Genomic DNA, 22,637 nt, shown 5'->3' with positions numbered 1-22,637 from the left:
CACGTCTCTCAACATACTCTGTCATCTGGCTCAAATAAAAAAGAGTTCATAATGATTACCGCCTCTGTGTTGTTAGCATTAGTAGCAGAGTTAGGTGTGTGGTTGGGTTGGAGTGCTTGGCTCATTATTCCATTTTCTATCTTTGCTATTTTACTAACGGGTGGAACTGTTTATAAAAAAGGGCTTATTGCTCTCAAAAATCGTAATTTGAACATAAATGCCTTGATGAGTATTGCCGTGACAGGGGCTGTGCTCTTAGGTGAGTGGCCAGAAGCAGCCATGGTGATGTCTTTATTTGCGCTGGCTGAATACATAGAGGCCCGATCTTTGGACCGAGCTCGTCGTGCTGTAGATGGACTATTAGCATTAACACCCGATGAGGTGGATGTGCTTGACGACTCGGGTCAATGGCAGAAAAAGCCGGCAAATACGGTGCCGGCAGGAAGTAGAATCAAGGTACTGCCAGGCGCCAGAATTGGGTTGGATGGTGTGGTAGAGCTGGGTGAATCTGCAGTGAATCAGGCATCGATTACTGGTGAAAGTTTAGCCGTAGCTAAACAGGCAGGAGACACGCTGTATGCGGGTACGGTGAACGGGATGGGAGAGCTGCAATATCGTAGCTCAGGCCGCTATGACGACAGCTTGCTGGCGCGTATTGCTTTATCTGTGCAGCAAGCTCAACAGAGTAAAGCACCAGTGCAGCGTTTTGTGGATCAGTTCTCTCAGGTTTATACCCCCATTGTGACGGTAGCTGCTGTTGCACTAGCCTTATTCGGTCCATTGGTTTTTGGAGGAACGTGGGGTGATTGGATTTACAAAGCATTAGTGCTGTTAGTAATTGCTTGTCCATGTGCATTGGTTATCTCAACCCCTGTGGCGGTAGTTAGCGCATTGGCCACTGCAGCTCGCGCCGGTCTACTGGTTAAAGGTGGTTTGCATATAGAAAGAGCCCGCAGATTAGATTATTTGGCGGTGGATAAAACAGGCACGATTACAGCGGGTATGCCTAGCTTACAAGATCAATACGTGGTGGATGAGAGCAGACGGGCTGAACTTATTTCAATTGCTCAGGCTTTGGCTAGTCGCTCCGATCATCCTGCTTCCATAGCACTGGCACAGTCCTTGCCTACAGAGGCGATGCCTCGGGAGTTTCTCTCTTTTATGGCTGTGGCAGGGTCAGGCGTGATGGCTGAGCTAAATGCAGAGCAATGGCGTTTAGGTAAACTGAGCTGGGCAGTAGAGGCTGATTTTGAGCAAGATGCTGGATTTAAAAAATGGTATGCACAATGGCAGAAAAATGGCGCTAGCTTTGTGTTTTTAGCTAAAGAGCAGCAGTTATTAGCGGCCTTTGCAATTGCGGATCAACTCAAGCCGGGGGTACAGCAAGCTATTGCTGATTTACAGGGTTTAGGTGTGCAGGTAGAGATGTTGTCAGGAGACAATGCATTTGCTGTACAGCATGTGGCTGAACAGGTTGGCATACGTCATGCTCAAGGTGACTTGATGCCAGAGGATAAATTGCAGATTATCACACAGCGCACGCAACAGTACGCCTTGTCTGGCATGGTAGGAGATGGAATTAATGATGCTCCCGCTTTAGCCAAAGCAGACTTAAGTTTTGCGATGGGAGCATTAGGGTCTGATATGGCGATAGAGACAGCTGATATTGCCATTATGAACGACGACCTAGCCAAAATTTCCTATACCATGCGTCTTTCTACAGCCTTACATCATGTGTTGGTACAAAATATTAGTGCAGCTTTAGGCATTAAGTTGATTTTCTTGGTATTAGCGATGATGGGGCTTGCGACCATGTGGATGGCGGTATTTGCTGATGTAGGTGCCAGTCTTCTTGTGGTTTTAAATAGTTTACGGTTGCTAAAAGCGCGTACAGGCGTTTAAATAAATAGACAGAGTTAATCAACTATTCTCAGGAGATAGCTATTTATGATCGCCTTACTTGAGGCTAAACGGGCTGGGCTATTGGCACGCAAACATTGGATGTCTAATTGTATTGCGGGCATTATTGTAGGGGTGGTCGCCTTACCTTTGGGGATGGCCTTTGCCATTGCCTCGGGAGTTAGTCCAGAGCAAGGGATATATACTGCTATTGTTGCGGGTTTAGCTGTATCCATATTGGGAGGGAGCCGTGTTCAGATAGCAGGCCCTACTGGGGCTTTTATTGTTATTTTGGCTGCGGTAGTGGCTCAACATGGTGTAGAGGGGCTGCAGATAGCCACCTTGATGGCTGGGGGCATTTTATTGGTCTTAGGTTTTGCCCGAATGGGTGCTGTCATTAAGTTTATCCCTGCTCCTGTGATTGTAGGATTTACAGCTGGAATTGGTGTCATTATTTGGGTGGGGCAATGGAAAGACTTCTTTGGCTTACCAGCGGTAACAGGGCAACATTTTCACGAAAAATTTTGGCAGCTAATTCACGCTTTCCCACAGATGGATTTGATGACCACTTTCATTGCAGTCGTGTCATTATTAATTGTGATTTATGCCCCCCGCATTCCTCGGATGGAGAGGGTGCCTGGCCCTTTAGTTGCTTTGATTGTATTGACTACGGCACAAGCTATTTTCCAGTTTCCCTCTGTCTCGACCATCGGTACCGCTTTTGGTGAAATTCCTCGTGGCTTACCTAGTTTTCACTTACCGGATATTACGCTAAGTCGCATGGTTGAGCTTATAGGGCCTGCCTTTGCGATCGCGATGCTGGGTGCGATTGAATCATTACTTTCGGCAGTGGTGGCAGATGGAATGACAAATACACGCCATCACTCTAATCAAGAGTTAATAGGTCAAGGAGTCGCTAATATACTATCGCCCCTGTTTGGGGGGATTGCCGCAACAGGGGCCATTGCTCGTACAGCAACAAACGTGCGTAATGGCGGAAATAGTCCTATTGCTGGCATTGTGCATGTAGTTGTTTTAGTGCTTGTTTTGGTGGTTTTGGCACCATTAGCCGTAAATATTCCGTTGGCCACCTTAGCTGCCATTTTATTTATGGTGGCATGGAATATGAGTCAACCTAAGTTAGTCGTAGATATCTTACGTGGTGCTCCTAAGGCCGATGTAGTGATTTTATTAGTCACTTTTGGATTGACTGTGTTTGCTGATTTGGTCGTTGCCGTTAATATTGGTGTGGTTCTTGCCATGTTGCATTTTTTAAAGCGTATGGCGGATAGTGTGCGTGTTGAGCGTCAGGATGCGAAGACATTAAAGCGAGAGTTTAGTCTTGATGGGGTAACGGTTCCAAGTCATGTCGCTGTATTAACAGTAGAGGGACCTTTCTTTTTTGCTGCTGTTGATCCCTTTGAGCGAGCCCTAGAGCAACTCGATGAGTCGGTGCATACCGTCATTATTCGATTGCACCATGTTCCTTTTGCTGATGGGACGGCATTAGCAGCCTTAGATAAGGCGATTAGTGTGTACCAGAAAAAAGAGGTCCGAGTCATGCTGTCCGAGGTTAATCCTAGTATTCGACGTAAGTTAAACCGTATGGGGGTCACTAAAAAAGTAGGGGCTCATGCTATTCATGATTCAATTCCTAGCGCAATGGCTAGTATTGAGCATGAGGAGCAGGTTGCTGCTGAAGACGTCGTTGCAGAGACGATAAAAACAAGTCGGGCGTAACGCCTAAGCGAGATAGGTCGCAGATGCGTTGTACTTGATAACGTGTGTTGCGACCTAAGGCTTTTTCTACTTGGTTTGCTTGGTGGGTCACTAGGGCAAGATCTACATTTACTAAAATTAAGGCATGGGCTAAGACAACGTGCCAGTCCTTTGGGTCGCCCGGTTTTCTTTTTGGGTAGGTCAAGGTGTCAGGCGCTTTTATGCGCTTCCAAACTTGTGCAGTTCCTACGATTTTTTTGTTTATTCCTTGATGTAAGACAGCCAGATTAAAACGCCCGTCACAAAATGAGCCTTGTACCGCTTGTGTGCTGCTTGAGAGACCGCAATCAGCTAAAGCCTGTTGGATTGGTGTGCAAAGCTGTATATATGCTTGCTCTGCTAAATCAAGGGGGCGACCATATTGGCGCCATGCCAGACTGAGATTCCAAATGCCAGGGCCTTGTGGCACAACTCCACCGCCTGATTGGCGCACGCTAATGGGCCAGCCCTGTTGACGTAGCTCTGCTTGGCACTGAATAAAAGAGGCATCTTGGGCATAGGAACGAGGTACAACTAAACCTGTACTTCCTTGCCAGATCATCGCCTGTGGTGCATGTGCAGCTAAGTCAAATAGCACCTCATCACACTCGTTGTGTTGAGGTGCGGCTAAATAGTTATAGACGTAATGCAAAGTCTTCGTCACTCATGAGTAAATAACGTAGGGCGTCAATCCAGCTGACTAGTATGACCAGAGGGGCAAAAATGTAGAATAGGATCAAGTAAAAAAGCCCCCAGCCTATTTGACCTACATAAAATCGATGAGCGCCAAGCCAACCAAGGAAAAAAGCAAGAAAAATAGCAATTTTTCTGCGGTTTTGTCTTGAATGGCCAGCTTCTTCGCTGGTGTGGCGCTGACTAATCCAGTAGCTGATAGGAAGGGTCAAAAGTAGGGCAATGAGTACCTTGGCCCAGTTCATTGCGATGTAATGCTGTACAGCTAACGTCACATCTTGTAGGTTGTGAAAAGCCCAGCCAGTAAATGAAGAGATCCATGAGAAAAGCTCAGCGCCTAGTTTTTCTCCAAAACTTAAGGCCACGAGAAGAACAACAAAAACACCAATGGCTAACGCAATGTTACGCATGTGGTTTTCCTTTTTTAAGCACAGGTTTGGGTGATGGCTTGATGCCAGCGTTGCATATGTTGTTGGGCTTCTTGTCTATCAATTTGCGGCTCAAACACGCGATCAATCTGCCAAAGCTGCTGTAGCTCATCGGTGTTTTGATAGACGCCAGCGCCTAAGCCTGCTAAATAGGCTGCACCCAACGCCGTTGTTTCAATCAATGTTGGCCGAACAACCGGAATGCCTAATAAGTCGGCTTGAAACTGCATTAATAGATTGTTTTGGCTTGCTCCCCCATCCACACGTAACTCGTTAAGTGGTGGGGCGCCAGATTGAAGGGCGTCTAAACTCATGGCCTCTAGCAGGGCTGTACTTTGGTAGGCAATGCTTTCTAATGCAGCACGGGCAATGTGTGCCATGGTACTGCCGCGACTCAATCCTGTAATCGTACCGCGCGCATTCGCATCCCAGTACGGTGCACCAAGCCCCGTAAATGCCGGTACAAAGGTGACGCCGCCAGAGTCTGGGACACTTAGGGCGAGACGTTCAATCTCATGGCTATGTGTAAAGGCGCCTAGACCATCACGTAACCACTGCACCACAGCGCCAGCCACAAATACGCTGCCTTCTAGGGCGTAAGCTGGAGTCCCGTTAGGTTGTGCTGCACATGTGCTAATAAGGCCATTACTTGATTGCTGAATAATACTGCCCGTATGCATCAGCATAAAGCAACCTGTGCCATAGGTGTTTTTAGCCATCCCTGGCTCGAAACAAGCTTGACCGAACAGGGCGCTTTGTTGATCGCCTGCGACGCCAGTGATGGGTATGCGATGCCCAAGAAAATCCGCATCGCACATACCAAAGTGACTACTGGAGCTTTGCACCGTGGGTAGAATTGACGCAGGGATATTAAAGAGACGTAGTAGATCTGAGTCCCATTGCTGAGTATGTATATTAAATAATAATGTACGAGAGGCGTTACTCACATCTGTGCAATGCGAGTTACCTTTTGATAGTTGCCAGATTAGCCAGCTATCTACTGTGCCAAAGGCAAGGTGACCTTGGTCGGCCAGATCGTAGAGCTCCGGTTTTTGTTCAAATAGCCAAGCGATTTTGGTGGCAGAAAAGTAGGCGTCTATTCGTAATCCGGTTTTCTCTAAGACAGATTTCTCATGGCCTGCAGAGCGTAAACGTTGGCAGAGAGATTCAGAACGACGATCTTGCCAGACAATGGCGTTATGTATAGGTTTTCCATTACGCTTATCCCACAGCAGAGTGGTTTCTCGTTGATTCGTAATTCCAATCGCTTTGATCTGATGGGCAGGAATCTGCTGTTGTTTTAATGCGAGTTGAGCAGTACTGAGCTGGCTGGACCAAATCGCCAAAGGGTCATGCTCTACCCAGCCGGATTGAGGGTAAATTTGTGGGAACTCTTGTTGGGCCGAACTAATAATCTGACCTTGTTGGTCAAATACAATAGCTCTAGAGCTAGATGTCCCTTGGTCAAGTGCAAGTAAATAAGTCATAAAACATTAATTTCCATATAACCACACAAGTTTAGCCTCAGCTTGAACTAAACTATAGGCCGCATTTGTTTTTTTTGGTTTATCCTCAATGACTTCAAGAATTTCTCCGTTACTTACTGATAGATCCCAACTTTTGGATGCCCTAGGGCGTGTTGAGCAAGTTGATTTAATTGTAATAGGTGGTGGAGCTACAGGCCTAGGTATTGCCGTGGATGCTTCAGCTCGCGGCCTCTCTGTTGTATTGCTCGAGTCCCATGACTTTGCTAAAGGAACCTCATCCCGAGCCACAAAGCTCGTGCATGGCGGTGTGCGCTATTTAGCTCAAGGGAATATTTCTTTAGTGCGCGAAGCCTTGCATGAGCGTACGACATTATTAAGAAACGCTCCTCATTTAGCAGCCCCTTTGGGCTTTGTTATGCCCTCGTATAAGTGTTGGGAGACCCCTTTTTATGGCATAGGCTTAAAGGCTTATGACACCCTCGCAGGTCAGGATGGGTTGGGGGCAACTCGCTTTCTAGCCAAGCGGGCTGCTGCAGAAGCTTTACCCGGGGTACGGACCCAAGGGCTAAAGGGGGGGGTTATGTATTGGGATGGGCAGTTTGACGATGCTCGACTTGCCATTGCTCTAGCACGTACAGCCGCTGCAAATTCTGCGTTATTAGTTAATTACTGCCCTGTTATCAATTTGTTATATAAAGAGGGTAAAGTGGCTGGCGTTGTCTGTGAGGACGCAGAGAGCAATGAGAAATACACGTTGCATGCAACATGTGTAGTTAATGCAACAGGAGTGTGGGTTGATGATGTGCGTAAAATGGATGCCACACATCAAGGGCAAACTGTTGCACCAATGGTTAGCCCAAGTCAAGGTGTGCATGTGGTGGTTGATAGAGCATTTCTGCCCAGTGAGCATGCGCTTCTAGTTCCTAAAACCGCTGATGGTCGGGTACTTTTTGCGGTTCCTTGGCTAGGCAAGGTCATTTTGGGTACAACAGATACCCCTCGCCCTGATTTAGCACGTGAGCCTGATGCCTATGAGCAAGAAATCGAATTTATTTTATCAGAGGCGGCTAATTATTTAGCTAAAGCGCCTACCCGAGCAGATGTGCGTAGCGTGTGGGTGGGCTTACGTCCATTAGTAAAAGCAAGCTCTGAGGTCGGAAATACAAAGAAACTGAGCCGGGAGCACACTATTGTTCATAGTGATTCGGGGTTAGTGACTGTGACGGGCGGCAAGTGGACAACGTATAGAGCGATGGCTGAGGACGTGCTAGAACACTGTGTTGCTCATCAGCTGTTAGGGCATTTAAAGCCCTCTGTCACTAAGCACTTACGATTGGTTGGTGCTCCAACAGATGGCTCCACTCGAAATTTGCACGCGTTGCCTGATGTGGCTGCGTATGGGTCTGAGTCAGGCTGGGTTCAACGTTTAACCGGTGCAGAAAATGAAATCTTGCCAGGGCTTACTGAGGCGATGGTGCGTTTTGCTGTGCGCTATGAGTATGCGAGAACGGTAGAGGATATTTTGGCTCGTCGTTCTAGATGGCTGTTTTTAGATGCAGATAAATCAAAAGAGGCCGCAGCGCGTGTGGCGGAAATACTCCAAGAAGAGGGCGTAAGCTCTTGTCGATTATCCGAGTTTTTAGCTCTTTGTAATCACTATCAATGTCGATAGATATACGAGTTATATTGAATTACATTCAATAATAAATTTCTATAGGTTTAAACTATGCGTTGGTTATTGGATGTAAGTAAGTCTATAGTGATGTAGGTTTTAAACACTAATTGGTTACATAATTATTTTTTTCTTGATGTATATCATGGTTTGAGTGAGGGTCTAGCGTGAGCTTTTTGCATTCTGTTAATATTAGATAAATGATGTGTCAAAAGTCTGTCAGATAACTTTTATTGGTTGCTAGGTGTGCTGCGCTTTATCGAGAAAAGTAACAGCACGAAAAGTGTGTTTGTTGATCTAGACTTTCTATAACTCGATAATTTATAAGGAGGGCCTTATGCCCGTTTTAGACAACTCGTTATTGAGCGATATTCAAGAAGTTAATTTGTCCTACTTGCTTTTGGCCCAGCGCTTGTTACGTGAGAATTTAGCAGTAGGCATGTACCGATTAGGTTTTGATGAGGACGTGGCTGAAACGGTTTTAAATTTATCCCCGGCGCAGATAGTTAAGTTGTCTGCCTCAAATACATTATTGTGTGCCTTTAGATTAAACGACTATGAGTTGCTGTCTACCCTAACCCAAAATGTATTGGGTGGTGTCTTGCAACAGGCGCACTCAACTATTCTTCTTTCTCAGCGCGCAACAGCTGCTGCAGAAGGTACGATTTAATTGCCGTAAAATGGCGATTAAAAGCGTAGCCCAAGAGGCTAAAGATATTGACTTAGCAACTCAAATGATAGAGTTGGGGGCTAGGCTACAGGTATTGCAAGCCGAGACTTCTCTGAGCTACGATCGGTTAGCACGACTCTACCGAGAAATACGCGGTTGTTCTCCACCTAAAGGAATGCTTCCATTTTCGGTCGATTGGTTTACTACATGGCTTCCGAATATTCACTCTACGATTCTTTATAGCATTTATTGCTACATGGATCAGTTAACGCCTGCTCATAAGACTCAGGCCTTAATAGAGAGTTATAAGCTTTATCTTGAACAAGCCAATGCGGGTAGAGCCGAAGGGACAGGAGATGAGCCTGTACTCAGTTTTACTCGTGCGTGGATACTACTACGCTTTTTTGAAAGTGGGATGTTACAATTGTCCGAATGTGGGCGTTGCGGAGGCCATTTTATTGCGCATGCTCATGATCCGGATAAGGGCTTTGTTTGTGCTATTTGTAAACCGCCTCCTCGTGCTGGAAAAACGCGAGCAAGCAAAAAAGCTAAGAAGCAGGTAGCTAAAACGCCTACGCTAGTCAAAGCTATACCAAACAGTAGGCTTAAAAAATCAACAACAGGGCAGAATCTTAACGAGACATAGTTACAAGATGTATGAAGCCATAAGCTAAGCATGAAAAGGCCTCTTAACGGACGTTTTATGTTTGCTATAAAAAGGTGACTATACTCGTTAGGTGTACTGAATCAAGGCGTTCTCGTGTTTATAATTCTTGGTTATTTAATTGTATTTTTCTCGGTATTTGGCAGCTTTGTTGCCTTGGGCGGCTCATTGGGCGCGCTATACCAACCGTTTGAACTCTTATTGATCGGAGGGGCAGCGGCTGGAGCCTATTTTGCGGCAAGCAGTGGACGCTCTATTAGTTTACTTATTAAGGCAATAGGCACGGCGGTAAAAAGCTCCCCCTATAATAAAGCCTTATATATGGAGCTATTAAGTCTATTGTATGCGTTACTTAATAAGGCGCGTCGAGACGGGATGATGGCGATCGAGTCGGATATCGAGGATCCAAAACAAAGTGCTATTTTTACGGCATATCCAACTATCTTACGCGATAATATGTTGATTGAATTCATCTGTGATTATATGCGTATTATGATTAGTGGAAACATGAGCGCATTTGAAATTGAATCGCTTATGGATCAAGAGATCGATAGTCTACATCAAGAACGCTCTATCCCCGCTGATGCGCTACATTCAGTGGCAGATGCTTTACCAGCCTTCGGTATTGTAGCGGCGGTTCTAGGGGTTATTAAAGCATTAGCGTCTGTGGATCAGCCCCCGGCAATTTTAGCTGACTTGATCTCTAAAGCGATGGTAGGTACTTTTTTAGGTATTTTACTTGCCTACGGCTTTGTGGCGCCTTTAGCCCAAGTCATTGATGGTCGTAATAATGCGGCAGTGAAAGTACTCGAATGTATCAAAGTTACGCTACTCGCGAATTTAAATGGATATCCTCCTCCTTTAGCCGTTGAATTTGGACGCAAAGTTCTATTCACTGCTGAGAGACCTTCGTTTATCGAACTCGAGGAACATGTACGCCAATCACGTGCAAGTGCTAATAAGTAAAGCGAGTTTGTATGAGCAAAGATAACATTATTGTTGTACGCCGCAAGGGTAAACGCGGAAAAGAGCGTCACGGGGGTAGTTGGAAAATTGCATATGCTGACTTTATGACAGCAATGATGGCGTTCTTTTTGGTAATGTGGATCTTAACGCTAGTACCTAAAGAGGAACTCAAAGAAATCGCGGACTACTTTCGGATGCCCTTATTGGAAGCCGTGAGTGGTGGTATGCGTGCTGAACATTCAACCAGTGTTATCCCCGGGGGCGAGCCCAGTATTATTCCTAATCCCAATGCAGCCGCTGGAGGGGTAGAGAGCGATGGTCATGCCCGTGACATGAATCGCCTAGAGGATCTCAAGTTTGAGCTTGAAGCACTGATCCAGTCAGATCCAAATCTGCGTGAGTTCCATCCACAGCTACTGCTGGATATGACTCAAGATGGTTTGCGTATTCAAATCATAGATAAACAAAATCGCCCTATGTTTGCGATGGGCAGCGCAAGTGTGCAGTCATATATGCGCACAATTCTACGGGCTCTTAGTGGTCTATTAAACGAAATGCCGAACCGAATACAAATTGCGGGTTATACCGATTCTTTTCAATATGCTAGTGGCGAGCGCGAATACAGTAATTGGGAGCTTTCTGCTGATCGAGCCAATGCCGCTCGTAAAGAGCTAGTGGCTGGGGGGCTAGCTGAAGACAAAATTAAGCAAATTTTAGGGCTATCTTCAACAGTTAGTCTTATTAAAGATAACCCTGCTGCCGCCGTAAATCGTCGTATTAGCATTACTGTACTTAGCCGTCAGGCTGAAGAGCGAATTGATGCGCAAAATGAGTCAGGACGTACTAACCATAACCTAAGTGATTTGTACGATCAGGATACAACAATGCTTCCTAGCTCTCCCATTCCCACACAAGGGGTAAGCCTTCAGGAAATGGAGGGTGTACAATCTATTACAAATGATGGTATAGATAGGGATGTGCTTGATGCGGCTCAATCAACGAATTAAGCCAGAGTCGTAAAGTAATGCAGGAATAGATCCTAAATTAAGTGAATATAAGAGGTGATCTAACAGAGGTTAGATCTACTACGAATTGTAATGGGGTAGCTATGTTACAAAGGAAGCAGCTATGAGCTCCGGAGTCGATTTAAGTCAATTCTACGATACATTCTTTGATGAGGCTGATGAGCTTCTGGCTGATATGGAGCGATTATTGCTAGAGCTGGATATTGATGATCCAGACGGTGATATGCTCAATGCTATATTCCGTGCTGCTCACTCTATTAAGGGTGGGGCTGCTACATTTGGCTGTTTCGGTCATTTGGCTGATACAACCCATTTGTTAGAAAACTTGCTTGATTTTATACGTGATGGCGAGATGGCCTTGCGCCAAGACTTGATTGATTTATTTTTGGAAACCAAAGATATTTTAAGTGATCAGGTCGTTGCTTATCGTAATGGTGCTAGCCCTGACGAAGAGACTTACCAGCATATCTGTGCTCAATTACGACAAATCGCCAAAGAGCATGCAGAGGGAACCGGTGCAGTCAAAGAAGCACCAGTTGCGGTAGAGCCCGCCCCAGTTGCTGCTCCCACTCCACCACCCACTTCGAATGATAAGTTCCCCTTGCGCTTAACGGTTTCTAATGCCGCCGATAAGGATTTAGATGTTCTTCGTGAAGAAATGGCCTTAATGGGTGATATCTTGCACGAGGAGAAAGGCGATAAGTCATTATCTATTTGGTTAGAAACGACTGCCTCCGCAGATGATATTGAGGCAGTATGCTGTTTCGTTGTTAATACAGACCAATTGGCTATTGCTTACGAGGCTATTCCGGGCCAAGAGCCTAAAACAGCGGCCGCTCCTTCGCCAGCACCTCAAGTCGATGCTCCAGAGCCAGTGGTGGCGGCATCCCCAGAAGTCGTTGATGAGCCAAAAGCTGTTGCAGAAACCAATACAACTAAAAAAGCAGCTAAACCCGCAGCACCTTCCGCCCGAAGTGAGTCCAGTACATTACGTGTTGGCGTAGAGAAAGTAGACCAAATTATTAACTTAGTGGGTGAGCTCGTGATTACGCAAGCGATGTTGGTGCAGACAGCGTCTACGCTAGATCCAGTGATCCATGACCGCTTGCTTAATGGCATTGAGCAATTAGAACGTAATGCACGCGACCTCCAAGAGGCGGTTATGTCTATCCGCATGATGCCAATGGACTATGTGTTTAGTCGTTTTCCGCGAGTGGTTCGTGAAAACGCAGCACGTATGGAAAAAGAGATCCGTCTAGTGACGCGTGGTGCTGCTACAGAGCTAGATAAAAGCTTAATTGAGCGTATTATTGACCCGCTTACGCATTTGGTTCGAAATAGTATCGACCACGGGATTGAGATGCCAGATCAGCGAGAGGCAGCGGGTAAAAAACGCGAGGGTACATTAACCCTATCCGCTCAGCATCAAGGCGGTCATATCGTAATCGAAGTGATTGATGATGGTGGCGGATTAAAACGCGATAAGATTCTTAAAAAAGCCTTAGCGAATGGCTTAACAACTAATGAAAACCTACCTGATGAGGAACTATGGCAGCTGTTATTTGCTCCTGGTTTTTCGACTGCAGAACAAGTCACAGCTATTTCTGGTCGTGGGGTAGGGATGGACGTAGTACGCCGTAATATTCAAAGTATGGGTGGTCATGTGCAAATGTTCTCTCGCGAAGGACAGGGTACTACTACACGTATTGTGTTGCCTTTAACATTAGCTATTTTGGATGGGATGTCAGTGCAGGTCGGAGAGGAAACCTTTATTCTTCCTCTCAGCCACGTTACGGAATCCATGCAGCCTACCGAGGAGCAGATGCGCAATATGACGGTCGAGGACCGAGTCATGTATGTGCGTGGTGAATATTTGCCCGTTGTGTCTTTGGGGGATGTGTTCTCTGTTGATGGTTACGAAAAAGACATGAAAAAGGCCATTGCAGTCGTATTACAAGCAGAGGACATGCGATTTGCATTAATTGTTGATCATTTGATAGGTCAGCATCAGGTTGTTGTAAAAAACCTAGAGGCTAACTATCGCAAAATTCCAGGTATCTCAGCCGCCACTATTCTCGGAGACGGTAGTGTGGCGCTGATTGTAGATGTATTTGCTTTGCATCGCCTAACCCGCGAGCGCAGCTCTTTATCAACAGCAACGCTTAATTAATTCATACACGGAGTATTCATGAGTAACCACTTGGCTGCCGGAACAGAACGCAGTGAGAGCAGCGGCAAAGAGTACTTAGTCTTTATTCTTGAGAAGCAAGAGTACGGTATTGATATTCTTAAGGTCCAAGAGATTCGTGGCTACGAAGCTCAAACAGTCACTCGCATTGCAAATGTGCCCCCTTTTATTAAAGGGGTGACTAATTTACGTGGGGTGATTGTTCCTATTGTGGATTTACGAATTAAATTTAATCTACAGGACATATCGTATGACCACCAAACGGTTGTGGTTATTTTGAATTTAGAAACGCGAGTTGTTGGGGTGGTAGTTGACGGTGTTTCTGATGTGTTAATGCTACAAAAAGAACAAATTAGCGATGCACCGCAGTTTGGTAGTGCTGTTCTTTCTACCGAATATTTGACCGGTATTGGAACCTTAGCAGAACGCATGTTGATTTTGGTCGACATAGAAAAACTAATGACTAGCGAAGAAATGGCGTTGGTAGATAATGCTGTGATGTAAAAAGAGTCTCACTAATGAGCCGCTTAACGAAATAAAGGATACGTATGAAACGCTTATTTAGCTTTAACGATTTAAAAGTTAGAACAAGTTTGATCATCGTGCTTTTGTTTTTTATTTTGGCTTTAATTGGTGGGGCTGCTTTAGGCATTCTATCTCTGCGCCAAAATAATGCAGCACTTCAGCAGATCGTACAATACCAACAGGCTGCTGATGCCCTAAACACCTCTTTGGATCGCTACAAGGAAACTCAAACCCTTTTAGGGCGGGCGTTGGCTAGCTATGCCCAAAATGTGGGGAGCCAAGACTACACAACATTAAGCTCTTGGGTCGAAGAGGGCGCAGGTGTGGCGCAGAGTTTGGATGGAAAAACGGGATATCTACTCGAGCAGGCACGTATGCGATTACAGTCCTCTCAAGAGAATTTTGCTCGTTATGAAAATCTAGGTAGTCAGGTGCCCGAGCTAGAGCGAGGGTATAAGCGGATTATCCAACAATATCATGCGCTTATTGCTAATGGGGTGACGCCATTAATGGATTTTCTCCAAGAGGGACGTATTAGTGAGTTTAATTCGCTTTTAAATTCACGGGTAAGCTCCCTAGAGGAAGACCTTTATACTGAGGTGATGCAACAGACCTTGCAGCAAAAAGATATTGTAGAGGGTCATGCTCAACGTGAGGCTAAACAATATGCACTTGTTATGCAGTTAGTTAGCGTGGCGATGATTTTTTCCTTTTTGATTGCTGTATTGGTTTATTGGTTTTTAAATCGGATGGTGCTATCACCTTTGCGGCGTATTGATGATCATTTCTCGCAGATCGCTCAAGGCAACTTAACCGAGGTTATTGATACTACGTCAACGAATGAAATTGGCGTGTTATTTAAGGGCCTTGGTCATATGCAACTTGAATTGCAGCGAATGGTGCTCAGTGTAAGGCAGGGCGTAGAGCAGATTCGGTTACATGCAGGTGATATTTATAGTGGGACTGTGGACTTAAGCAGTCGATCTACGAACCAAGTATCCGCTTTGTAACAGACTGCTGCCAGTATGGATGAATTGTCGAGTACAGTGCAGCAAAATACACGTTTAGTTTCAGCAGCTGCGTTAGCCGCAGAGTCGCTACAAGATCATGCAGAACGACTCTCTGAAGTTGTTGCTATTTTTAGAATGAATGAGAATGTGGTGATTGAGATGTCCGAAGGGGATATGGATAGTCATCCGCTTTCTCATGCTTTAGACGAGCATATTTATATTACGGAGCGCTAGATTAATAGCCAGTTTATGACGCAGCCATCAGAAGCTTTTGTTTACTCATTGCCTGGGGTTCCAGCAATGACGCCTTATGATTTTGATAGAGCTACACGCTTAATCAAATCACGTACCGGTATTATATTAGGTAACCATAAAGAAGACATGGTTGCGCGTAATTTGGGTCTTTATACTAAAAAATTAAACCTTCAAAAGGTGAGTGAGTATTTAGACCACTTGGATTACAACCCCTCTTCACCAGAGTGGGAACGATTTATTACTATCTTTACCATTAACCATACCGCCTTTTATCGAGAGCAACACCATTTTGAAATTTTGGCAAATTATGTCAAAGATCGTCAAAAACCTATCTCGGTATGGAGTAGTGCCTGTTCAACGGGCGAAGAACCCTACTCTATAGCAATTACTTTACAAGAAACGATACCCGTTCCCGATAGCGGGGTTCAGGTCTATGCCACGGATATTGATACAGTTGCTGTAGAGCGGGCTCGACAAGGGGTGTACACCTTAGATCGTGTGCAGCCTATTCCTCAGCCTATATTAAAAAAATACTTTTATCGGGGTACAGGTAGCTTTAATGGTATGGCTAGGGTCAAGCCTAATTTGCAGAAAATGTTGGAGTTCGATGTAGCAAATCTGGTTTCAGGCGAAGGGTGGCCCCATGGCCGTACTTTCGATGCTATTTTTTGCCGAAACGTCATGATTTATTTTGATAAGCCTACACAGGCTCAGATATTAGAGCGTTTTGCAAAAACACTTAAACCGGGTGGTTTGCTTTTTGTGGGGCACTCCGAAAACTTCTCTCATATGACGACCTCTTTTAAGTTGCAAGGGCAGACCGTGTATGTACGCACTTAACTTGGTTTAGGGCGCTATTAATTAACTTTATGTTGTTGTTATGAAGAAAATACGTGTTTTATGTGTAGATGATTCAGCGCTAGTACGCAGCCTCATGGTGGAGATCATTAATAGTCACTCTGATATGGAAGTGGTTGCTGTTGCGCCTGATCCTATTGTGGCTAGAGATCTCATTAAGGAATACACCCCTGATGTGCTCACGCTAGACGTAGAGATGCCGCGTATGGACGGTTTGGACTTCCTAGAACGTCTGATGCGATTACGCCCTATGCCAGTCGTAATGGTTTCCTCATTGACAGAGCGTAATTCAGACATTACGATTCGTGCTCTGGAATTAGGGGCAGTCGATTTTGTAACTAAGCCGCGTTTAGGTCTTCGAGATGGCTTGTTGGAGTATTCAGACATTATTGCGGATAAGATTCGAGCTGCGGCAATGTCTAGGCCGCGTCGTCGTATGGCGCAAGCCAGCGCAACAGCCGCTCCAAAGACCTTAACAGGCCGATTTGCAACGACTGAGAAACTGATCATGATAGGGGCCTCTACGGGGGGGACCGAAGCAATTCGTCAGGTTTTAGAGCCTTTGCCATCCAATAGTCCCGCTATTATGATTACCCAACATATGCCAGCTGGTTTTACTCGTTCCTTTGTGCAACGGCTAGATTCGCTATGTCAGGTTCAGGTTCATGAGGCAGAGCACGGGCAGCGTGTATTGCCTGGACACGTTTATTTAGCACCTGGTGGTATTGCTCATATGAAATTAGCACGCTCTGGGGCGAACTATGTAGTGGAACTAGAGGACAGTGAACCCGTAAATCGACACCGTCCATCGGTAGATGTTTTGTTTAACTCAGCAGCAGAAATGGCTGGGAAAAATGCAGTAGGCGTATTATTAACCGGTATGGGTAAAGATGGTGCGCAAGGTATGTTGGCAATGAAAAAAGCAGGTGCAGTGACTTTCGCTCAAGACGAAGCGAGCTGCGTTGTTTTTGGTATGCCGCGCGAAGCGTTGATGATTGGTGCTGCAGATGAAGCCGTCCCGTTATCAGAGATTAGCGAACGAATTTTAGCTAGTGCTGGGGCTTACGGCCATCGTGTATAACAGCGAGTCCGCTGCCTATTGTTTGTTATTGGAGTGTATTTGAATGACCAATAAAAATTTAAAAATTTTAGTTGTAGATGATTTTCCCACCATGCGTCGCATTATTCGTAACCTCCTAAAGGATTTAGGATACGAAAACGTAGATGAAGCCGAAGACGGAGCGATAGGTCTAGAAAAACTACGTAATGGTAGTTTTGATTTTGTCGTGTCCGATTGGAATATGCCCAATTTAGATGGTTTAGAAATGCTCAAACAAATTCGAGCGGATGCTAATCTAGCTAATTTGCCTGTTCTAATGGTGACGGCAGAGGCTAAAAAGGAAAATATTATTGCCGCAGCTCAAGCTGGTGCAAGTGGCTATGTGGTTAAGCCCTTTACTGCAGCCACGCTCGAAGAGAAGCTCAATAAAATCTTTGAGAAAATGGGCTCTTAAAATTTAAGGAGTTAAAGATGGACGCCTCCGATCAAATGGTAGATGGTGGCCGCATCGAGCAACCTTTAGATGTGGTTCAACGCATTGCTCGCTTAACGCGTATGCTGCGTGAAAGCATGCGTGAATTAGGTTTGGACAATGCCATTAAGGACGCTGCCCAATCAATTCCTGATGCTCGCGATCGCTTACGTTACGTAGGACGAATGACAGAGCAGGCGGCTAATCGTGTATTAAATGCAGCTGAATTAGCTCAACCTCTCCAAGAAGAACTCTCTGCGGATGCACAGTTTTTACAAGAGCGTTGGGTAAAAACAGAAGAAAGTGGTGATAGTTCAGAGCAAGCCGAGCTGATTGCAGATACTCGTCAGTTTTTGCAAGACATCTCAACTAAAACGCAATTGACCCAAGATAGCTTGATGGAAATCATCATGGCTCAAGACTTTCAGGATTTAACTGGACAGGTTATTAAGGGAATGCTGGGCGTCATTGGTGCTTTGGAAACAGAGCTAGTGCAGGTATTGATGGATAGTGTTCCAACAGAAAAGCGCGAAGAAACAGAGGCGTTGTTGAATGGTCCTGCGGTAGATACCAGTCCTGAGAACGTATTGACAGATCAGGACGAGGTGGATGATTTATTGTCTAGCCTAGGCTTCTAGTGGCGGAGTGATGAACAGGCGAAGGTTTTTGCCTTTTTTCCCTAGTTCAAATTACGTAGCTTGTCTTAGAATCATTAGACTAAGGCAGTCTTTTGTGCTTAAAAGCCCAGCTACTGCTGGGCTTTTATTTTGATTCGCTGAGCGCTTATGGCCGATAGTGATGTAGAAAAAACCGAACCGGCGTCGCCCCGGAGGCTGGAAAAAGCCAAAGAAGAGGGGCAGACGCCTAGATCGCGTGAGTTAAATACCTTTTTGCTGTTAGCGTTGGGTGTGGCTACGCTATGGATGCTCGGACAAAGTTTGTATACCGCTCTTAGTTCGGTGGTTCAACGTAGTATGTGGTTTGATCCTGGGTTGATTCGGGATGACTCTTTAATGGTAACTACGGCTGTAAAATCTGCATCGCAGGCTTTTATGGCTATATTGCCATTATTTGGTGTGCTGTTTGTCGTGGCGATTTTCTCCTCTGTAGCCTTAGGTGGATTGATATTTAGCGCAAAGTCTTTAGAGCCTAAACTAGAGAAGTTAAATTTGCTCAAAGGCATTAAACGCATGTTTTCTGCCCAAAGCTTGATTGAGTTATTAAAGGCCCTAGGCAAAGTTTTTTTAATTGGTACGGTAGCTGTTTTAGTGATGCGTCACTATCAAGGCGATATGCTAGGTTTAATGCATTTATCTCCCACCGAAGGGATGGTAAAAGGGTTAGAATTAGTCGCTTTGTGTTGTGCTTTGATTATTTCGAGTTTGCTTTTAATCGTGGCGATAGATGTACCTTGGCAAATTTATAGCCATTTGAAAAAACTGCGTATGTCTAAACAAGACCTTAAAGATGAACACAAGCAAAGTGATGGGGACCCGCATGTTAAAGGTCGAATTCGATCACAACAGAGAGCCATGGCTCAGCGACGAATGATGTCAGAGGTACCCCAGGCAGATGTGGTGATTACTAACCCGACTCACTATGCTGTGGCCTTGAAATACGCAGAGGGACAGGCCGCCGCGCCTAAAGTGGTGGCTAAAGGGATGGATTTAACCGCCCAACGTATTAAAGATGTTGCTTCTGAGGCTAGGGTGCCGTTGTTTGAGGCCCCTGCATTAGCTAGAGCTTTGAATAAGCACGTAGAGCTTAACCAAGAAATCCCTGTTGAACTTTACTCTGCTGTGGCAGAGGTCTTAGCTTGGGTTTATCAATTACGTAATTGGGAACGAGGCGAGGGCACGATGCCTCCGACTCCTTCTAATCTTAATATTCCGGCGGGCATGGACCCGCAAGAGTCCACCTCTACTGGTAGACAGTAAGTATGAATAATTTGTTAGCATTTTTTCGATCATCAGGTGGGGCTCAAGCTAAAATACTAGTCGGCCCAGTATTGATTTTGATGATTTTGTCCATGATGGTTTTGCCTTTGCCGCCATTCTTATTGGACTTATTGTTTACTTTTAATATTGCCGTTTCGATCATGGTGTTATTGGTGGCTATGTTCACCAGAAAGCCTCTTGATTTTGCCGCGTTCCCATCAATATTGTTGTTCTCTACCTTATTACGTTTAGGTCTAAACGTTGCTTCTACACGAATTGTTTTGCTCAAAGGTCACGAGGGTCCTGATGCAGCTGGGCAGGTGATTGAAGCGTTTGGACACTTTTTGGTAGGGGGGAACTTCGCGGTTGGTCTGATTGTGTTCTTGATCTTAATTATCATTAACTTTATGGTGATTACGAAAGGGGCTGGACGTATTGCCGAGGTAGGGGCTCGCTTTACCCTAGATGCTATGCCGGGTAAGCAAATGGCGATTGACGCAGATTTAAATGCGGGTCTTATCGGAGAGGACGAGGCGCGTCGTCGTCGAAACGAAGTTTCCCAAGAGGCTGATTTTTATGGCTCTATGGATGGGGCCAGTAAGTTTGTGCGCGGAGACGCTATTGCGGGTCTGCTAATCATGGTGATTAACGTAGTAGGTGGTTTAATTGTAGGGGTGGGGCAGCACGATCTTTCTTTTGGAGAGGCGGGCCATGTCTATACGCTATTGACCATTGGTGATGGCTTAGTGGCTCAGATTCCTGCTTTGATTATTTCGACGGCAGCCGGTGTGGTGGTGTCTAGAGTAACTACCGCTGACGATGATGTGGGGACCCAAATGGTGACCCAGTTATTCTCAAATCCTAATGTTATGTTTTTAACAGCTGGTATTTTGGGAACGATGGGGTTAATTCCTGGTATGCCTCATTTAGCCTTTTTGTTTTTAGCTGCATTATTAGCCAGTGTGGGTTGGTATATGCTGAAAAAAGAACAAGAGGTGCTGGTCGAAAGTGAGCATGCTCCAGATGCAGTATTAGATGCCGCAGAGGCAGCTGCGGCAGAGGCAAGTTGGGATGACGTATCGCTCGTGGACCCACTGGGCTTAGAGGTTGGCTATAGGCTTATTTCTTTGGTCGATCATGCACAGAACGGAGAGTTACTGCACCGGATACGAAGTTTGCGCAAAAAATATGCTCAAGACATAGGCTTTTTGCCACCGGTTGTGCATATACGAGATAACTTAGAGTTAAAGCCCAATGATTATCGAATTTTACTGCATGGGGTAGAGGTTGGGCATGGTAGTGCTATGCCTAGTCAATGGCTAGCCATTGATCCGGGTGGTGTCTCAATGAAACTACCCGGAGCTGCAACCACTGATCCGGCTTTTGGGTTGCCTGCTTATTGGATTGATGTCAGCTTACGCGAACAGGCACAAATTGCAGGGTATACAGTGGTGGACGCCAGCACTGTTATTGCTACGCATTTGAACCATTTGCTCCACCGTTTTGGCTCTCAGCTTTTAGGTCGTCAAGAGGTTCAGCAGTTATTGGATAGGGTATCCAGAGATTTACCACGCTTGGTTGAGGACGTAGTGCCCAAGGTCGTTAATGTAGGGACTTTACATAATGTGCTACGAGGACTACTCGAAGAAGAGGTTCCTATCCGTGATATGCGTACAGTTCTAGAGGCATTGGCCGAGGCCGCCCCTCGTATCACGCAGCAAACACAGGCCGGTGCTCACCTAGATGAGAATGCAGAACTCTTAGCGCATGTTCGCTTGGCTTTGGGACGTGCGATCACTCAACAATGGTTCCCTGGCGATGCAGAAATGCGCGTTATTAGTCTAGATGGGCGTTTGGAAAATGTCTTAACTCAAGCTCTTACTACCAGTGGGGCGTTAGAGCCAGGTCTGGCGGAAAGCTTACTGAGCGAAGCTGCCAAAGCCGTAGAGCAACAAGAGTCAATGGGTGACCCCGCCGTTTTGGTTGTAAGTCCGGTCTTGCGTCCTTCTTTGGCCCGTTTTTTACGTCAGCAGCTCCCCCAACTCGGTGTATTATCTACCCAAGAGGTTCCTGAAGAGCGCATGATGCGTGTGACAGCAGTTATAGGTGGCTAATAAATGAGTATAAGTCGGTTTTTTGGTGCGACCAGTCGTGAGGCAATGCGTCAGGTGCGTATGGCTCTTGGGCCTGATGCGCTGATTGTGTCCAACAAACGGGTCAATGGTGGGGTAGAGATACTGGCTGCTGATTCAACTGCGGCCCCAGAAGAAAGCCCAATGGCTGCCGCAGCCCCGGCTTCTAATCCATCGATGACTAGACCTCCCATGACGCCTCCGCCTCGTGTTGCTGGTGGTGGCACGCTAGAGGTTATGAATGCGATCAACTCGTTAAAGGGGTCTCTAGAGGGACGCATCGAAGAGGTGATGTGGAGCAATCAGCTTCGCGTTAGTCCAGATTTATTGAATTTATTTCAAAGCCTATTGGCCTATGGTTTTAGTACGGCATTATTGCGTGCCATGTTAAAACGGCTCCCGTCTAATCTTTCCTTGCGCGCAGCAATGCAATGGGTACGCAAAGAGCTAGACACCCATTTGCCCGTCTTAAAAAGTGAAGACCATTTATGGCAACCCGGTTTGGCCTTAGCCCTAGTAGGGCCTACAGGGGTAGGTAAAACAACCACTATTGCTAAATTGGCAGCTCGTGCCGTGCGTAAGTTTAGTGCTGAAAATGTTGTATTGATAACTACGGATACGTATCGAATTGGCGCGCATGAGCAGCTAAAAATCTATGCTGATTTAATGCATGTGACAGTGCATGTAGTACAAAATGCACAGCAATTACGTCAAGTTATGTTAGGGTTGCGTGCCGATCAGGTCATTTTGATTGATAATGTAGGGGTAAGTCAGCGTGATAAGTACGTTCAAGATCAGGCTGCTATGTTGGCTAGTGGTGGGCGTCGTATCCAGCGTTTACTGGCGTTAAATGCGGCGAGTCATGGTGATACCTTGGACGAAGTGGCCCGCATGTATAGTAAAGATGGTGGCTCCCCATTAGCTGGGTGTATTATTAC

Annotated in this window: 21 protein-coding genes; 18 read left to right on the top strand and 3 right to left on the bottom strand. The window is 45.8% G+C overall.

Annotation, left to right across the window (positions count from 1 at the left end; genetic code table 11):
• Both Q0Z62_RS07780 and Q0Z62_RS07775 read left to right on the top strand, forming a co-directional pair.
• The coding region (locus Q0Z62_RS07780) for a heavy metal translocating P-type ATPase (RefSeq protein WP_298053068.1) at window positions 1-1,902 on the top strand (1,902 nt) is incomplete at its 5' end.
• A gap of 45 nt (window positions 1,903-1,947) precedes the next feature.
• Window positions 1,948-3,639, top strand: a complete 1,692-nt coding sequence (locus tag Q0Z62_RS07775; protein ID WP_298053065.1) for a SulP family inorganic anion transporter — start codon at window positions 1,948-1,950, stop codon at window positions 3,637-3,639.
• On the opposite strand, the gene Q0Z62_RS07770 is transcribed toward Q0Z62_RS07775, so the two are convergent.
• The 3 genes from Q0Z62_RS07770 to glpK are packed head-to-tail and all read right to left on the bottom strand — an operon-like array spanning window position 3,566 to window position 6,265.
• Window positions 3,566-4,309: a lipoate--protein ligase family protein gene (locus Q0Z62_RS07770; RefSeq protein ID WP_298053061.1), complete on the bottom strand. Its 744-nt coding sequence runs from the start codon at window positions 4,307-4,309 to the stop codon at window positions 3,566-3,568. The genes Q0Z62_RS07775 and Q0Z62_RS07770 overlap by 74 nt on opposite strands.
• Entirely contained in the window at window positions 4,293-4,760 is a 468-nt protein-coding gene (locus tag Q0Z62_RS07765) for a TM2 domain-containing protein (RefSeq protein WP_298053058.1), read from the bottom strand. Before Q0Z62_RS07765 ends, Q0Z62_RS07770 begins: the two co-directional genes overlap by 17 nt.
• A 14-nt stretch (window positions 4,761-4,774) precedes the next feature.
• Entirely contained in the window at window positions 4,775-6,265 is a 1,491-nt protein-coding gene (gene glpK / locus Q0Z62_RS07760; protein ID WP_269900063.1) for a glycerol kinase GlpK, read from the bottom strand.
• An 88-nt stretch (window positions 6,266-6,353) separates the two neighbouring features.
• On the opposite strand from glpK, the gene Q0Z62_RS07755 reads away from it, so the two are divergent.
• The 16 genes from Q0Z62_RS07755 to flhF form a co-directional block, all read left to right on the top strand.
• Window positions 6,354-7,937, top strand: a complete 1,584-nt coding sequence (locus Q0Z62_RS07755; RefSeq protein ID WP_298053054.1) for a glycerol-3-phosphate dehydrogenase/oxidase — start codon at window positions 6,354-6,356, stop codon at window positions 7,935-7,937.
• A 337-nt stretch (window positions 7,938-8,274) separates the two neighbouring features.
• Window positions 8,275-8,607, top strand: a complete 333-nt coding sequence (gene flhD / locus Q0Z62_RS07750) for a flagellar transcriptional regulator FlhD (RefSeq protein WP_298053050.1) — start codon at window positions 8,275-8,277, stop codon at window positions 8,605-8,607.
• 10 nt (window positions 8,608-8,617) lie between these two features.
• Window positions 8,618-9,253, top strand: a complete 636-nt coding sequence (flhC, locus tag Q0Z62_RS07745) for a flagellar transcriptional regulator FlhC (protein ID WP_298053047.1) — start codon at window positions 8,618-8,620, stop codon at window positions 9,251-9,253.
• A gap of 114 nt (window positions 9,254-9,367) precedes the next feature.
• Entirely contained in the window at window positions 9,368-10,237 is an 870-nt protein-coding gene (gene motA, locus Q0Z62_RS07740; RefSeq protein WP_269900059.1) for a flagellar motor stator protein MotA, read from the top strand.
• A gap of 11 nt (window positions 10,238-10,248) precedes the next feature.
• The gene (gene motB, locus Q0Z62_RS07735; RefSeq protein ID WP_298053043.1) at window positions 10,249-11,244 is read left to right on the top strand and encodes a flagellar motor protein MotB; all 996 of its coding nucleotides are present in this window, start codon (window positions 10,249-10,251) and stop codon (window positions 11,242-11,244) included.
• Window positions 11,245-11,365: 121 nt separating this feature from the next.
• Window positions 11,366-13,432: a chemotaxis protein CheA gene (gene cheA / locus Q0Z62_RS07730; protein WP_298053040.1), complete on the top strand. Its 2,067-nt coding sequence runs from the start codon at window positions 11,366-11,368 to the stop codon at window positions 13,430-13,432.
• Between the two features lie 18 nt (window positions 13,433-13,450).
• Window positions 13,451-13,954, top strand: a complete 504-nt coding sequence (locus Q0Z62_RS07725) for a chemotaxis protein CheW (protein WP_298053038.1) — start codon at window positions 13,451-13,453, stop codon at window positions 13,952-13,954.
• A gap of 44 nt (window positions 13,955-13,998) precedes the next feature.
• Window positions 13,999-14,985 carry a Tar ligand binding domain-containing protein gene (locus tag Q0Z62_RS07720; protein ID WP_298053035.1) on the top strand — a complete coding sequence of 329 codons (987 nt, stop codon included), beginning with the start codon at window positions 13,999-14,001 and terminating at the stop codon, window positions 14,983-14,985.
• Between the two features lie 15 nt (window positions 14,986-15,000).
• Window positions 15,001-15,219, top strand: a complete 219-nt coding sequence (locus tag Q0Z62_RS07715) for a hypothetical protein (protein WP_298053033.1) — start codon at window positions 15,001-15,003, stop codon at window positions 15,217-15,219.
• Between the two features lie 15 nt (window positions 15,220-15,234).
• Window positions 15,235-16,080 (top strand): CheR family methyltransferase, encoded by an 846-nt coding sequence (locus tag Q0Z62_RS07710; RefSeq protein ID WP_298053029.1) that lies wholly within the window; start codon window positions 15,235-15,237, stop codon window positions 16,078-16,080.
• Between the two features lie 40 nt (window positions 16,081-16,120).
• Window positions 16,121-17,179 (top strand): chemotaxis response regulator protein-glutamate methylesterase, encoded by a 1,059-nt coding sequence (locus tag Q0Z62_RS07705; RefSeq protein WP_269900053.1) that lies wholly within the window; start codon window positions 16,121-16,123, stop codon window positions 17,177-17,179.
• 43 nt (window positions 17,180-17,222) lie between these two features.
• Window positions 17,223-17,612, top strand: coding sequence for a chemotaxis response regulator CheY (gene cheY, locus Q0Z62_RS07700; RefSeq protein WP_269900052.1), 390 nt, complete (start codon window positions 17,223-17,225; stop codon window positions 17,610-17,612).
• Between the two features lie 17 nt (window positions 17,613-17,629).
• Window positions 17,630-18,268, top strand: coding sequence for a protein phosphatase CheZ (gene cheZ, locus Q0Z62_RS07695; protein WP_298053024.1), 639 nt, complete (start codon window positions 17,630-17,632; stop codon window positions 18,266-18,268).
• Between the two features lie 147 nt (window positions 18,269-18,415).
• A complete protein-coding gene (gene flhB / locus Q0Z62_RS07690; protein WP_298053019.1) occupies window positions 18,416-19,567 on the top strand; it encodes a flagellar biosynthesis protein FlhB in 1,152 nt (383 codons plus the stop codon).
• A gap of 2 nt (window positions 19,568-19,569) precedes the next feature.
• Window positions 19,570-21,681 (top strand): flagellar biosynthesis protein FlhA, encoded by a 2,112-nt coding sequence (flhA, locus tag Q0Z62_RS07685; protein WP_269900049.1) that lies wholly within the window; start codon window positions 19,570-19,572, stop codon window positions 21,679-21,681.
• Between the two features lie 3 nt (window positions 21,682-21,684).
• The coding region (flhF, locus tag Q0Z62_RS07680; protein WP_298053012.1) for a flagellar biosynthesis protein FlhF at window positions 21,685-22,637 on the top strand (953 nt) is incomplete at its 3' end.

The organism is uncultured Paenalcaligenes sp. (genome assembly GCF_947630565.1).
Taxonomy (GTDB): domain Bacteria; phylum Pseudomonadota; class Gammaproteobacteria; order Burkholderiales; family Burkholderiaceae_B; genus Paenalcaligenes; species Paenalcaligenes faecalis.
Note: the sequence above shows the minus strand (reverse complement) of the source record. Positions and strands in the feature narration are given on the sequence as shown.